The 13,577-nt window shown below is 70.0% G+C and carries 13 protein-coding genes; 10 read left to right on the top strand and 3 right to left on the bottom strand.

The window, feature by feature from the left end:
- Positions 1-6: 6 nt before the first annotated feature.
- The 4 genes from ACZ5VD_RS35510 to ACZ5VD_RS35525 all read left to right on the top strand — a co-directional run bounded on the left by ACZ5VD_RS35510 (position 7) and on the right by ACZ5VD_RS35525 (position 6,006).
- The gene (locus ACZ5VD_RS35510) at positions 7-987 is read left to right on the top strand and encodes an FAD binding domain-containing protein (RefSeq protein ID WP_468684644.1); all 981 of its coding nucleotides are present in this window, start codon (positions 7-9) and stop codon (positions 985-987) included.
- Positions 984-3,179, top strand: coding sequence for a xanthine dehydrogenase family protein molybdopterin-binding subunit (locus ACZ5VD_RS35515; RefSeq protein ID WP_468684645.1), 2,196 nt, complete (start codon positions 984-986; stop codon positions 3,177-3,179). Before ACZ5VD_RS35510 ends, ACZ5VD_RS35515 begins: the two co-directional genes overlap by 4 nt.
- A 163-nt stretch (positions 3,180-3,342) precedes the next feature.
- Positions 3,343-4,503 carry an XdhC family protein gene (locus tag ACZ5VD_RS35520; RefSeq protein ID WP_468554633.1) on the top strand — a complete coding sequence of 387 codons (1,161 nt, stop codon included), beginning with the start codon at positions 3,343-3,345 and terminating at the stop codon, positions 4,501-4,503.
- Between the two features lie 249 nt (positions 4,504-4,752).
- The gene (locus ACZ5VD_RS35525) at positions 4,753-6,006 is read left to right on the top strand and encodes an MFS transporter (RefSeq protein WP_468684646.1); all 1,254 of its coding nucleotides are present in this window, start codon (positions 4,753-4,755) and stop codon (positions 6,004-6,006) included.
- 100 nt (positions 6,007-6,106) lie between these two features.
- On the opposite strand, the gene ACZ5VD_RS35530 is transcribed toward ACZ5VD_RS35525, so the two are convergent.
- Positions 6,107-6,976, bottom strand: a complete 870-nt coding sequence (locus ACZ5VD_RS35530; RefSeq protein ID WP_468554631.1) for a helix-turn-helix domain-containing protein — start codon at positions 6,974-6,976, stop codon at positions 6,107-6,109.
- Positions 6,973-7,857, bottom strand: coding sequence for a helix-turn-helix domain-containing protein (locus ACZ5VD_RS35535; RefSeq protein WP_468684647.1), 885 nt, complete (start codon positions 7,855-7,857; stop codon positions 6,973-6,975). Before ACZ5VD_RS35535 ends, ACZ5VD_RS35530 begins: the two co-directional genes overlap by 4 nt.
- Before the next feature lie 172 nt (positions 7,858-8,029).
- Here ACZ5VD_RS35535 and ACZ5VD_RS35540 point away from each other — a divergent pair, with 172 nt between their 5' ends.
- The 6 genes from ACZ5VD_RS35540 (at position 8,030) to ACZ5VD_RS35565 (ending at position 13,105) form a co-directional block, all read left to right on the top strand.
- Positions 8,030-9,046, top strand: coding sequence for a zinc-dependent alcohol dehydrogenase family protein (locus tag ACZ5VD_RS35540; protein ID WP_468554629.1), 1,017 nt, complete (start codon positions 8,030-8,032; stop codon positions 9,044-9,046).
- A 76-nt stretch (positions 9,047-9,122) separates the two neighbouring features.
- Positions 9,123-9,788: an SDR family NAD(P)-dependent oxidoreductase gene (locus ACZ5VD_RS35545; protein ID WP_468684648.1), complete on the top strand. Its 666-nt coding sequence runs from the start codon at positions 9,123-9,125 to the stop codon at positions 9,786-9,788.
- Positions 9,789-9,975: 187 nt separating this feature from the next.
- A complete protein-coding gene (locus ACZ5VD_RS35550) occupies positions 9,976-10,323 on the top strand; it encodes a cyclophilin-like fold protein (RefSeq protein WP_468684649.1) in 348 nt (115 codons plus the stop codon).
- Positions 10,324-10,516: 193 nt separating this feature from the next.
- The gene (locus ACZ5VD_RS35555; RefSeq protein WP_468684650.1) at positions 10,517-11,773 is read left to right on the top strand and encodes an MFS transporter; all 1,257 of its coding nucleotides are present in this window, start codon (positions 10,517-10,519) and stop codon (positions 11,771-11,773) included.
- 64 nt (positions 11,774-11,837) lie between these two features.
- On the top strand, positions 11,838-12,605 hold the full coding sequence (locus tag ACZ5VD_RS35560) for a glucose 1-dehydrogenase (protein WP_468684651.1): 768 nt from the start codon (positions 11,838-11,840) through the stop codon (positions 12,603-12,605).
- Between the two features lie 71 nt (positions 12,606-12,676).
- The gene (locus ACZ5VD_RS35565; protein ID WP_468684652.1) at positions 12,677-13,105 is read left to right on the top strand and encodes a (R)-mandelonitrile lyase; all 429 of its coding nucleotides are present in this window, start codon (positions 12,677-12,679) and stop codon (positions 13,103-13,105) included.
- 137 nt (positions 13,106-13,242) lie between these two features.
- Here the strand turns inward: ACZ5VD_RS35565 and tnpA are convergent.
- The coding region (gene tnpA / locus ACZ5VD_RS35570) for an IS200/IS605 family transposase (RefSeq protein WP_468684653.1) at positions 13,243-13,577 on the bottom strand (335 nt) is incomplete at its 5' end.

Consider the following 13,577-nt stretch of genomic DNA (forward strand, 5'->3'; position numbering starts at 1 on the left):
GCTGACATGCATCCCTTCTCCTTCACGAAGGCCGCGAATACCCGTGAAGCCCTCAACGCCGGTCGCGTGGGCGGCCGTTACATCGCCGGGGGCACCACGCTGGTCGACCTCATGCGCGAGACCGTCGAATCCCCGAAGACTCTGGTCGACATCAGCGATCTGCCGCTGCGCGAGGTCACGGTCACCGAACGCGGCGGGCTGCGCATCGGCGCTGTGGTGACGATGACCGAGGCCGCCGCCCATCCCAAGGTGCGTGCCCTGTATCCCGTCGTCTCGCGGGCGCTGGAGCTGAGTGCCTCGGCGCAGCTGCGGAACATGGCCACCATCGGCGGCAACATCATGCAGCGCACCCGCTGTACCTACTTCCGCGATGTGAGTGCCGACTGCAACAAGCGCGAGCCCGGCTCGGGTTGCGCCGCGCGGGAGGGCTTCAACCGTACGCATGCCATCCTCGGTACCTCCGGCTCCTGCGTGGCCACCCACCCCTCCGATGCCGCCGTGGCCTTCACGGCGTTGGAGGCGACCGTCCACCTGCTGGGTCCGGACGGAGAACGCCGCGTCCTCCTCGCGGACTTCCTCCTCAAGCCCGGCGACACCCCGGACCGCGAACACGCCATCCGGCAGGGCGAGTTGATTACCGCGGTGGAGATCCCGTCGCTCCCGCGCCCACTGAAGTCCGGCTACTTGAAAGTGCGCGACCGTCAGTCCTACGAGTTCGCCCTGACGTCGGCGGCCGTCGCGCTGCATGTGCGGGGCGGGGTGATCCGGGAGGCGAAGGTCGCCGCCGGTGGCGTGGGAACCGTGCCGTGGAAGCTGCCCGCCGTCGAGCAGGCCCTCATCGGCGAGCGACCCTCGGAGTCGTTGTGGACGGCCGCTGCCGCCAAGGCGGCGGAAGGCGCTCGTCCCCTTCAGCACAACCGGTTCAAGGTCGAGTTGCTCAAACGGACCGTGGAACGCCAGCTGCGCGTAGTAGGAGGTATGAAGTGAGCCCCCAGCCGCAGGCAGCTGTAGGTGCGCCACTGTCGAGGGTGGACGGCCGGCTCAAGGTCACCGGCAAGGCCCAGTACGCCGCCGAGTTCGATGTCGACGGGGTGGTGCACGCCGTCATCGTCGACGCGAGCGTCGGCCGCGGTCGTATCACCTCCATCGACACCGGTGACGCCGAGCAGCAGCCGGGGGTGTTGCGGGTGATCCATCACCGCAATGCGCCGAAGCTGCCGTACCGCGACAACTCCGGGTCCAACAACATGCCTGGACGCAGGCTGCGGGTGTTCCAGGACGACAAGGTCCTTTTCCACGGCCAACCGGTCGCCGTCGTCATCGCCACCACCCTGGAGGCCGCCCAGCACGGCGCGAGCCTGGTCAAGGTCCGCTACGACGCGCAGAAACCCTCGACCGACCTGCACGAGGCCGAGCCGGACAAGCCGACGAACTACGCGCGCGGCGACGCGGAAGCGGGGCTGCGCAACGCTCCCGTACGACTGGACCTGACGTACCGGCTGGCGCGCAACCATCACAATCCGATGGAGCCGCACGCCACCATCGCTCGCTGGGACGGCAACCAGGTGACCGTCTGGGACAAGACTCAGTGGGTGGTGGGCACGCACGACGAGATCGCCGCCGTGTTCGATCTGCCCGCGGACGCGGTGCGGGTCATCAACCCGTTCGTGGGTGGCGGCTTCGGCAGCGGGCTGCGCTGCTGGCCCCACACCATCGTCGCCGCGCTGGCCGCACGGGAGGTGAAGCGTCCCGTCAAGCTGGTGCTCAGCCGCAAGCAGATGTATTTCGGCACCGGATTCCGGCCATCCTACGAGTACCAGCTGCGTCTCGGCAGCGACCGGCGCGGCCGGCTGTCCGCCGCCACCCACCGGATCGACTCGGAGACCTCGTCGTACGAGACCTTCACCGAGGGGGTCATGCTGCCCGGGCAGATGCTCTACGGCATGCCCCACGTCAGCCAGGCGTATCGGACGGTACCGCTGGACGTCAACTCGCCGATCTGGATGCGCGGACCCGGTTTCGCGTCGGCGTCGTTCGTGATCGAGTCGGCGATGGACGAGCTCGCCCACAAGCTCGGCGTCGACCCGATCGAGCTGCGCCTGCGCAACGAGCCGTCCGAGGACGAGGCGAAGAACCTGCCCTGGTCCACCCGTCGGCTGCGTGAGTGCTACACGGTCGGTGCGCGTGAGTTCGGCTGGGATCGTCGTCATCCCAAGCCTCGCTCGACGCGTGACGGGGACTGGCTGATCGGTCTGGGCATGGCCGCGGGTGTGTACGACCCGGGGCGCTATCCGGCGCAGGCCCAGGCCCGGCTGAACGCCGACGGCACCGCGGTCGTCGATGCGGCCACCACGGACATGGGGCCGGGAACCTACACTTCCCAGACCCAGGTCGCCGCCGACGCGCTCGGGCTGACCATGCGCGCGGTCACCTTCCGGCTCGGCGACTCCCTCTATCCGGCGACCGGGCCGCACGGCGGCTCGTCGACCATGGCCAGTGTCGGCTCCGCCGTCCTCGACGCGTGCAACCAGGTGCGCCGGCAGGCGATCAAGCTGGCCGTCGAGGACCGCGAGTCACCGCTGTACGGCGTGCCGGCCGGCGATGTCGTCGCGCGGGGCGGCCGACTCCACGTGCAGGGCAATCCGGCGCGTGGTGAGACGTACAAGAGCCTGCTTGCCCGCAACGACCGAACCCACCTCGAAGCCCACGGCGACTATGCCGGGCCGCCGACTCCCGAGCGGGACTCCTACGCCGCCTACAACGCGACCTTCGCCGAGGTCGCCGTGGACGCGACGCTGGGGCTGGTGAGGGTGCGGCGGATGCTCGGTGTGTACGACGCCGGACGCATCATCAGCCCCAAGCTCGCCGACAGCCAGGCCATCGGCGGCATCGTGGGCGGCATCGGCACGGCGCTGCTGGAGCACACGGTCACCGATCACCGTGACGGGCGGATCGTGAACGCCAACCTCGCCGACTACCTCGTGCCCGTGAACGCCGATGTCCCCGAGGTCCGGGCGATCTACCTGGACGGCGAGGACAACTCGGGTAACGCACTGGGGGTGAAGGGGCTCGGCGAGGTCGTCCAGGTGGGTGTGGCCGCCGCCATCGGCAACGCGGTCTACAACGCCACCGGCCGCCGGGTCCGTGAACTGCCCATCACCACCGAGGCGTTGCTCTGAGCCGAGTGCCCCGGGCCGCGGCGGAGCGGCCCGGGGCACCCTCTCCTCGTCCGGCAGCCGGCCTCCCCGTCCGGCTGCCGGACCTGCCCAGGGCCGCCGCCGCGTGATGATGCCCCCCACTGCGCGGTGGCGGCCCCTCACCCTTTGCCCGAAGGACCTCTCCATGCTGAACATCGCAGACACACTGCACTGTTGGTGCCGCGAGACACGCCCCTTCGCCCTGGCCACCGTCGTCGACGTCACCGGCAGCGCACCGCTGCCGGTCGGTACGTCGGTCGCGGTGGACGAGGACGGCACCGTGGTCGGCAGCATCTCCGGCGGCTGTGTCGAGGCGGCGGTCTACGACCTGTGCAGACAGGTGCTCAGCGACCGGGACGCCCCGCAACGCGCCTGGTTCGGGTACTCCGACGACGACGCCTTCGCCGTAGGACTGACCTGCGGCGGCGAACTCGACGTCCTCGTCCAACGCATCGATCCCGCCCTCCAGCCGCACCTCGCCGCCGCCCTCGCCGATGTCGTCCAGGGCCGCCCCACCGCCGTGGCCCAGGTGGTGACCGGCCCCCGCGACCTCATCGGCGCCACCCTGAGCGTCCTCGCCGACGGCAGCGTCACCTACGGCACCCTGGACGCCGGGCCGACGGAAGACCTGGTGGCTGAGGAGACGCGGTCCCTGCTGCGGGCCGGGCGCACCACGCGTGTCACGGTCGGCGGGAACGGGGACGGCTGCCCAGAACCGCTGACCGTCCTCGTCCACGTCCACGCGTCCCGCCCCCGCATGCTGATCTTCGGTGCCGTCGACTTCGCGGCCGCGCTCAGCCAGGCGGGCGGCTTCCTCGGCTACCGGGTCACCGTCTGCGATGCCCGCCCGGTCTTCGCCACACCCGCCCGCTTCCCGCACGCCGACGAGGTCGTGGTCGACTGGCCCCACCGCTACCTGTCACGGACGGCCGTGGACTCTCGCAGCGCTGTCTGTGTCCTCACCCACGACGCCAAATTCGACATCCCGCTGCTGCGGCTCGCCCTCTACCTGCCGGTGGGCTATGTCGGCGCGATGGGATCCCGGCGCACCCACGACGAACGCCTCCGCCTGCTGAGAGAGTCCGACGTTTCCGAGGAACAGCTCGCCGGCCTGCACTCCCCGATCGGCCTCGACCTCGGCGCCCGCACCCCCGAGGAGACGGCCGTCTCCATCACCGCGGAGATCATCGCCCACACCAACCGAGGCACGGGCCTGCCCCTGTCCCAGGCCACCGGCCCGATCCACCGGCCGACAAGGCGCCACGGGAGCGTTCGGCCTGTGGAGGTGGCCGCTTCACAGACGTAACGGTAGGCCCCAGAACGCAGGCGGTGCCCCTGATCTCCGGCACCGCCGACACCCGGGCCAGCCCGGCGCACCGCCTGCCAGGTCTATGCCGGGGCAAGTGAATTCCTCATCCATAAAGCGGCAGCTGCGAAAAAGAAGGGTCACTGTTCCGCCACGAAGCAGGGAGAAACTCCTCCCTCTTCGAGAAAGACCGTGCGGCGACCCCACCCCGCAGGGGTCGCATGCCGCCTGAAAAGAGAAAGCAACCGAATGCCACCCACACCGGACGGCCCACCTCACAAGCTGCCTTTCGTCGTCCTGGTGCTGTCCGCCGGGACATTCCTCATGGGCACCACGGAATTCGTCATCGCGGGCCTGCTGCCCGAGATCGCCGGCGATCTGAATGTCAGCGTGTCTCAGGCAGGTCTACTGATCACGGCGTTCGCGGCAGGCATGATCGTCGGAGCGCCGGCGATGGCCATCGCGACGCTCCACCTGCCGCGGCGCTCCACGCTGATCCTCGCGCTCGTCGTCTTCGCCCTCGGCCACCTGGTCGCCGCGCTCAGCTCGTCCTTCACTCTCGTACTCGCGGCCCGCGTGGTGACCGCGCTGGCCACCGGGACCTTCTGGTGCGTCGGCGCGATCGTGGCCACGACCGCGGCAGGGCCGACGGCGACGTCACGGGCCCTGGGCATGCTCCTGGGAGGTCTGACCGTGGCCACCGTGGCCGGCGTACCGCTGGGCGCGTGGCTGGGGCAGTTGTCGGGCTGGCGCGGCCCGTTCTGGGTGCTGGCCGCACTTTCGGCCGGCGCGGCAGCGGTCATCGGCCGGTACATCCCTGCCGACGAGCGGTCCGAAGCGCCTTCCGTCCGGGCCGAGTTCGCCGCGCTGCGGGATGTCCGGGTCTGGCTGACGCTGAGTTCCATGACGCTGCTGATGGGCGGTGTCCTGGCGACGTACACCTACATCTCGCCCCTGCTCACCGACCGGGCCGGCATCCCCGCTGGAGCCGTGCCCATGGTCCTGACCGGCTACGGCCTGGGTGCCCTGTTGGGCACCACGGTGGGCGGGCGCCTTGGCGACCGTCGCCCCCTTGCCACGCTCGTCACCTCCGCTGCCACGACCACGTTGGTCCTGCTGTTGTTGACCTTGTACTCCCCGAGCCCCGTGGCAGCCGTCATCCTGGTGACACTGATGGGGCTGACAGGCTTCGCCGCGACCCCGGTGCTCGGCGCGCTGGCCCTGCGCTTCTCCAGTTCCGCGCCCAACCTCGTCTCCGGTCTCAGCGGCTCGGCGCCCAACGTGGGCATCGCCATCGGTTCCTGGACGGCGGGCATCGCCCTGACCTCTCCGCTGGAGCAGGCAGGGCCCCCGCTGGTCGGCACCGTGGCGGTCGCCCTCACCCTCGTACCCCTCGCCGTACTCGCGCTGATGCGCGCCACCCGCTCCGAGACTTCCCCGCCTCAGCCCCGAGCGGCCGCAGACCAGTCGATCGGGTGCGGCGCTCACGGCGGCATTGGGTGACGCGGCTCCTGGCTCGTCCCACGCGCGAGCGGCAGGTCATGCCCGCGGATCGACCGAAGGTGAGGTACAGCCCGGCGGGGTCCCCCTCGGTGTAGGTGCGTCAGCGGAGAGACGAAGAGGGCGACAGGTTCTGGTCGGCGGCCCAGGAGGCGAGGATGCGCAGCCGCTCGTGGGTGGGGGAGCCGGGGGCGGCGGTCCAGACGGTCAGGTGCTGGTCGGGGTCGGTGTTGGCGGTGAGGGTGTCCCAGTCCAGGACGAGTTCTCCGACGACCGGATGGTTGAGGGTCTTGGTGCCCACGGTGCGGGCGGCGACGCGGTGATCGCCCCACCACTGGGCGAACTGCTGGTCCCGCGTAGACAGTTCCCCCACCAGCTCGACGAGCCGTGGATCCTCGGGATACTTCGCCGCCTCCATCCGCAGCTGTGCGACGGCCATCCGCGCCGAGGTCTCCCAGTCGGCGTACAGGCTGCGCAGCGCCGGATCGGTGAAGGTGAGCCGCGGGTAGTTGCGATGCTTCTCCGGAACACGGGAGAAGTCGGTGACCAAGGCGGCGGCCAGCGCGTTCCACGCCAGAACGTCACCGCGCCGCCCCTGCACGATGGCCGGGGTGGCGGTGAGGTCGTCCAGCACGCGTTGCAGCTGAGGCTGTACCTTCTGCCTGCCGTGGCGCCGGGTGCGGGTGGTGGTCTTGCCCGCGAGCTGGAACAGATAGCCCCGCTCGTCGTCGTCCAGGTGGAGGACGCGGGCGATGGTGTCCAGCACCGGCGCGGACGCCTGCATACGACCCTGCTCAAGACGGGTGTAGTAGTCCGTGCTGATCGAGGCGAGCTGGGCGACCTCCTCACGGCGCAGCCCGGCCACCCGGCGGGGCCCGCCCGTCTCCGGCAGCCCGACCGTGCGCGGGCTCAGTTCGGAGCGGCGCTTCTTGAGGAATTCGCCGAGCTCATTGAGAGGAACGTTGCTGGTCATGCTTCACATCCTGACGAGGCCGGCAGGTTCTGGCCGGCGGCCCAGGAGGCGAGGACGCGCAGCTGGTCATGCGCGGGGGATCCCGGGGCGGCGGTCCAGACAGTCATGTATTGATCTAGGTCGGTGCTGGCGGTAAGGGTGTCGCAGTCGAGGGTGATCTCGCCCACGACCGGATGGTTGAGGGTCTTGGTGCCCACGGTGCGGGCGGCCCTGCGGCGATCGCCCCACCATTGGGCGAACTGCTGGTCACACATGGACAGTTCACCGACGAGTGCGATCAGACGGGGGTCTTCGGGATACTTCGCCGCCTCCATCCGAAGCTGTGCGACGGCCATCCGCGCCGAGGTCTCCCAGTCGGCGTACAGGCTGCGCAGCGCCGGATCGGTGAAGGTGAGCCGCGGGTAGTTGCGGTGCTTCTCCGGAACACGGGAGAAGTCGGTGACCAAGGCGGCGGCCAGCGCGTTCCATGCCAGAACGTCACCGCGCCGCCCCTGCACGATGGCCGGGACGGAGGAGAGGTCCTCCAGCATCCGCTGTAGTTGCGGCTGGACCTTCCGCACGCCACGGCGCCGCGTGCGCACGGTGGTCCTGCCTGCGAGCTGGAACAGATAGCCCCGCTCGTCGTCGTCCAGGTGGAGGACGCGGGCGATGGTGTCCAGCACAGGCGCGGACGCCTGCATACGGCCCTGCTCAAGACGGGTGTAGTAGTCCGTGCTGATCGAGGCGAGCTGGGCGACCTCCTCACGGCGCAGCCCTTCGACCCGGCGGGGCCGGCTGGTCGACGGAAGTCCGACCGTGGGCGGGCTCAGCTGTGAGCGGCGCTTCTTGAGGAATTCTCCCATTTCATTCAGGGGGACGTTGCTGGTCATGCTTCCCAGCATTACATCGATCGCACCTGAGCAAGGGGGGAGAATTTCCTCCCTGGATGTTCCTCTCCCCGGACAGATTCCTCCGCTTTTCGCGCCCGCCCTCGCGTGTAAGGCTCGGTTCCAAGCAGCCGTCCCCAATGTCGGCTGCGGCTCCAGACCCTCGGACCGAAGGAAGCACCCCATCATGCGCGGAGCAGTCATTCACGCCCCCGGCGACGTGCGCTTCGAGACTCTGGCCGACCCCAAGATCAGCCGGCCGACCGACGCGATCATCCGCACGGTCGCCACCTGCGTGTGCGGCTCGGACCTGTGGCCCTACCGCGGAGCGGAGCCCATCGGCGACCCGCACCCGATGGGGCACGAGTACGTCGGCATCGTCGAGGAGACCGGCAGCGAGGTCACCAACGTCCGGCCCGGACAGTTCGTCGTCGGCTCCTTCGCCACCTCGGACAACACCTGCGTCAACTGCCTGAACGGCTGGCAGTCCTCCTGCCTGCACCGCGAGTTCATGAGCACCTGCCAGGCCGACTACGTCCGCATCCCCAACGCCCACGGCACCCTCGTCGCCACCGACGAGCACCCGTCCGGCGAGCTGGTGCCCAGCCTGCTCGCCGTCTCCGACGTGATGGGCACCGGCTGGTACGCCGCCCTCGCTGCCGAGGTCACTCCTGGATCGACGGCCGTGGTCGTCGGCGACGGAGCGGTCGGTCTGTGCGGGGTCATCGCGGCCAGGGAACTCGGCGCGGAGCGGATCATCGCCATGAGCCGTCACGAGTCCCGCCAGCAGCTCGCCAGGGATTTCGGGGCCACCGACATCGTCAGCGAACGCGGCGACGAAGGTATCGCCCGCGTCAAGGACCTCACCGGCGGCATCGGAGCCGAATCGGTGCTGGAGTGCGTCGGCACCGCCGAGTCCATGCGCCAGGCCCTGCACTCCGCCCGGCCCGGCGGCAACGTGGGCTTCGTCGGCGTCCCGCACGACGTTGCTGTCGAGGGCCAGGAGCTGTTCTTCTCCCAGGTCGGCCTGCGAGGCGGCCCCGCACCCGTGCGCCGCTACCTCCCCGACCTGATCGACCGGGTCCTGACCGGCCGGATCAACCCGGGCAAGGTGTTCGACCTCACCCTGCCCCTCGACCACGTCGCCGAGGGCTACAAGGCGATGGACGAGCGCCGCGCGATCAAGGCACTCCTCAAGCCCTGACCCGTCAACGCCTCCATCTCGGGCCGAGCATCCCCTGACCGGCCCCGGACGGCTCCCTTCCAGTAGAGGACTTACCGTGACCACTTTCGCTCTCATCGGCGCCGGACCCGGTCTCGGGCTCGCCACCGCCCGCCGCTTCGGAACCGCCGGCCACAGCGTCGCGCTCATCGCCCGCAACAAACAGCGCCTGGACGACCTCACGGCCGAGCTGGCCGACGACGGCATCAAGGCGCGCGGCTTCGCCGCCGACGTCCTCGACATCGAGTCCCTGACCGCGGCCCTGTACGCGGCCGGGACCGCGCTGGGCCCCGTCGAGATCCTCCAGTACAGCCCCGTGCCCCGGGCCGACTTTATGAGGCCGGTCCTGGACACCGGCGCCGACGACCTCGACGCGCCCCTCGCCTTCTCCGTCAAGGCCCCCGTCACCGCGGTGAACGCCGTCCTGCCCGGCATGCGCGAACTCGGCCGCGGCACCCTGCTGTTCGTCAACGGCTCCAGCGCCGTACGACCCAACCCGAACGTCGCCGGCACTTCCATCGCCTTTGCCGCCGAGAGCGCCTACGCCCACCTGCTCCACGACACCCTGGCCGCGGAGAACATCCACGTCGCCCAGCTGATCGTGCCGGGCGCCATCCGATCCGACGCCGAACACAGCAGCCCCGATGCCCTGGCCCGCCGCCTGTACGACATCCACACCGAGCGCGACGGCTTCCGCCACTACTCCGAACCCCTTCCCGAGTGAACCCCTGGACGCCCCCGTGATGCCGACCGCCCGCTCCACCCTGGCGGCCCGTGGCGCCGTAGCCGCGGCCCTGCTGCTTGTGGTCAGCGCCTGCACCGACAGCTCGCCCGCCGTGTCGTCCCCTGCCGGACGGCAACAGACGCCGACACGCCCGGCATCCGTCGCATCGTCCGATAGGAACACCGCCATGAAGATCCAGGTCACCATCGACGGCCAACCGGTCGACGCCACCTTGAACGACAACGCCGTAGCCCGCGACTTCGCCTCACTGCTCCCGCTCAGCCTCGATCTGGAGGACTTCCACCAGACGGAGCGGATCGCCTACCTGCCGCGCAAGCTGGACATCTCCGGCGCCCCGGACCCGGCTCCAGTGAAGGCCGGCGACCTGGCCTACTACGCTCCCTGGGGCAACATGGCGCTGTTCTACCGCGACGGGGGCTCCGCCTCCGCCGACCTGCTCATCCTCGGCCACATCGACATCGACACCGAACGGCTCGCCAACGCCGAGCACATCACCGTCGAAGCCGCCCCCTGACCCAGCCGGCAACCACCGCAGCCACGCGGGCAGTGCCCCAGAGGGGCAGAACATCCCCCCTCTTCCTCCCCCTTCGGCCGTGGAACCTTTGCGACAGGTGGCCGCCGTCCGCTCTGGCGGCTTTCCCGTCCCCGTGGCCTGACCGCATTCCGATCCGCCACTCCGCCATTTCACTCAAGGAGAGACCGCACCTATGGCTTCCGCATCCGGGACCACCCCCGGCAAGCTTCCCTTCGTCGTCTGGGTGCTCGCCGCCGGCACGTTCCTGATGGGCACCACCGAGTTCGTCATCGCCGGACTGCTCCCCGAACTGTCCACCGGCCTCGGTGTGAGCACCTCACAGGCCGGGCTGCTGATCACCGCCTTCGCCGTCGGCATGATCATCGGGGCTCCGACCATGGCCCTGGCCACCCTGCGCCTGCCCCAGCGCCAGACACTGATCCTTGCCCTGTCTGTCTTCAGTCTCGGCCACGTGGTGGCGGCACTCAGCACCTCCTTCACCGTCGTCCTCGCCGCCCGCGTTGTCACCGCACTGGCCACCGGAGCGTTCTGGTCCGTCGGTTTCGTCGTCGCCACCGCCGCCGCGGGCCCGCAGAAAGCCACCCGCGCGACCGGCGTCATGATCGGCGGCCTGACCCTCGCCAACGTCGTCGGCGTGCCCATCGGCTCCTTCGCCGGCCAGTTCGTCGGCTGGCGCGGCCCGTTCTGGGCCCTGGCCGCCCTCTCCGCGCTCGCCGCCGCCTTCATCGGCCGCTTCATCCCCGCCCCGGAGGAGCGCGCGAGCGTCTCGCTGCGCGCCGAGTTCGGCGCGCTGCGCCAGGGCAGGCTGTGGCTGGCGCTGAGCGCCGCCATGTTCATCATGGGCGGTGTCCTGGCGACCTACAGCTACGTCACCCCGCTGCTGACCGACCGCGCGGGGATCCCGGCGGGCGCCGTGCCGTTCGTCCTCATCGCCTTCGGCGTCGGCGCCCTGGGCGGCACCGCCACCGGTGGCCGTCTGGGTGAGCGCCGTCCGATGGCCACCACCATCACCGCCGCCGCGGCCACCGCCCTGGTCCTGTTCCTGATGATCCCGCTGTCCACGAACGCAGTCGCGGCCACGATCCTGGTCTTCCTCATGGGCCTGACCGGTTTCGCGGTGAACCCCGTCGTCACGGCGCTCGCCATGCGCTTCGCCGGCGACGCCCCCACTCTCACGTCCGCGCTGACCACCTCCGCCTTCAACGTCGGAGTGGCCGGCGGATCCTTCATCGCCGGTACGGCCTTGGACTCCTCCCTCGGCGTGGCCGGCCCGCCCCTGGTCGGCACGGTCATCGCCGTACTCACCCTGCTCCCGCTCATCGCCCTCGCCGTCCGCGGCGCCTCCGGCAGGAGCCGCATCGTGGCTCAGCGCACCGCTGCGGCCCACGCGCCGGGTGACCAACCCGCACGGACGCCGTCGCATCGCTGAGTCCGGCCGACGTCCGCCACGAACCGACGCCGTGTCCCCGGCGGACCGAACGAGAGGACCCGACATGAACCCCACCTACGACTTCACCGGCCAGGTTGCCCTCGTCACCGGAGCAGGCGCCGGTATGGGCCTGGCGACCGCCCGCGCCTTCGCCGAAGCCGGAGCCGCCATCGCCCTCACCGACATCGACGAAGCCGCACTGGACTTGGCCGCGAAGGACCTCACCGCTGCCGGTCACCAAGTCCTCGGCCTCACCTGTGACGTCAGCGACGAAGAGCAGGTCGCCGCCGCGGTCGACCGCACCGTGGAGACCTTCGGTCGCCTCGACATGGCCTACAACAACGCCGGCATCCAGATCCCGCCCAGCGATGCCGCCGAGGAGCCGGCCGAGCGGTTCGATCGCGTCAACGCCATCAACCTCCGTGGCGTGTGGGCCTGTATGAAGCACGAGCTGCGGCACATGCGGACCCGGGGCGGCGGCGCCATCGTCAACTGCTCCTCCCTCGGCGGCCTGGTCGGCCTGCCCGGCCGCGCTGCCTACCACGCCTCCAAGCACGGAGTGATCGGCCTGACCGCCAGCGCCGCCCTCGAATACGCCCCGCGCGGCATCCGTATCAACGCCGTCTGCCCCGGCACCATCGACACCCCCATGGTCAGCGACATGATCGCCAAGGGGGAGCTCGACCGCGCCGAGGCCGAGGCCAACCAGCCGATCAACCGGCTCGGCACCGCCGAGGAAATCGCCCAAGCCGTCCTGTGGCTGTGCAGCCCAGGAGCCGGCTTCGTCGTCGGCGTCGCCCTCCCCGTCGACGGCGGCTACGTCGCCCGATAGGGACCCGCCCCGACGCCGGCATCCGTTCGGCACCCCAAACCCCGCTCGTAAGCAATGACGTGTGAGGCACGATGAAGTTCGTCGAGCAGCAGCCCAGCAGCAAGGCCCCGTCGGACCGGTTCACGGGGGATGTGTGGTGGGACGTCATCCACGCCGGCCAGGAGCCGTCCCGGATGCGCGTGAACACGGTCTGCTTCTCGCCTGGCGCGCGTACCAACTGGCACTCCCATGTGCTGGGCCAGGCCCTGCACGTCGTCTCGGGTATCGCCCTGATCGGCACCCGGGACGGCACGATCTTCGAGGCTCACCCGGATGAGACGGTCACCTGTCCGCCGGGCGAGGAGCACTGGCACGGGGCGGCCCCCGATCGGTTCATGGAGCACCTCGCCCTGTGGGAGTCCAAGGGTGACGGCAGTACGGAGACCACGTGGGCCGAGCCGGTCACCGACGAGCAGTACGACGGCCCGCGCACCCGCGACCTGCCGCACGCAACGTCTTGATCTCCCTGACACGCTGAGGACGATCTGTGCCATCCCTTGTTCTTCGCAGGGAATCCCGGCCTTCAGGCCGGGCGGGAATGTGATCCTCGGTTTGGAGGCGCGAAGCGCCGGAGATCACTGCGTCTGGGCGGTGACGGTCAGGCCGGTCGCTTCTGGTTGTCGATGTAGTCCTTGACGATGCTCAGGGGTGCGCCGCCGCAGGACGCGGCGAAGTAGGACGGGGACCAGAACACCGAACCTGTCCCGATCCGGTTGATGCGGCCGGTGTACTCGGCGCGCAGGTAGCGGGAGCTGACGCCTTTGAGGCTGTTGACGAGCTTGGACAGGGCGATCTTCGGCGGGTAGTGCACGAGCAGGTGGACGTGATCGCCTTCGCCGTTGAACTCCCGCAGCTCCGCGCCGAAGCTTTCGCACACGTCCCGCATGATCGCCTCGCAGCGCGTCAGCATCTCGCCGTTGAAGATCTCCCGCC

This window comes from Streptomyces sp. NPDC032822 (genome assembly GCF_055578825.1).

Coding starts and splice junctions, on each gene's coding strand:
- ACZ5VD_RS35510 (WP_468684644.1), top strand. CDS start 7: ATGCATCCCTTCTCCTTCACGAAGGCCGCGAATACCCGTGAAGCCCTC.
- ACZ5VD_RS35520 (WP_468554633.1), top strand. CDS start 3,343: ATGCTGAACATCGCAGACACACTGCACTGTTGGTGCCGCGAGACACGC.
- ACZ5VD_RS35525 (WP_468684646.1), top strand. CDS start 4,753: ATGCCACCCACACCGGACGGCCCACCTCACAAGCTGCCTTTCGTCGTC.
- ACZ5VD_RS35530 (WP_468554631.1), bottom strand. CDS start 6,976: ATGACCAGCAACGTTCCTCTCAATGAGCTCGGCGAATTCCTCAAGAAG.
- ACZ5VD_RS35535 (WP_468684647.1), bottom strand. CDS start 7,857: ATGCTGGGAAGCATGACCAGCAACGTCCCCCTGAATGAAATGGGAGAA.
- ACZ5VD_RS35540 (WP_468554629.1), top strand. CDS start 8,030: ATGCGCGGAGCAGTCATTCACGCCCCCGGCGACGTGCGCTTCGAGACT.
- ACZ5VD_RS35550 (WP_468684649.1), top strand. CDS start 9,976: ATGAAGATCCAGGTCACCATCGACGGCCAACCGGTCGACGCCACCTTG.
- ACZ5VD_RS35555 (WP_468684650.1), top strand. CDS start 10,517: ATGGCTTCCGCATCCGGGACCACCCCCGGCAAGCTTCCCTTCGTCGTC.
- ACZ5VD_RS35560 (WP_468684651.1), top strand. CDS start 11,838: ATGAACCCCACCTACGACTTCACCGGCCAGGTTGCCCTCGTCACCGGA.
- ACZ5VD_RS35565 (WP_468684652.1), top strand. CDS start 12,677: ATGAAGTTCGTCGAGCAGCAGCCCAGCAGCAAGGCCCCGTCGGACCGG.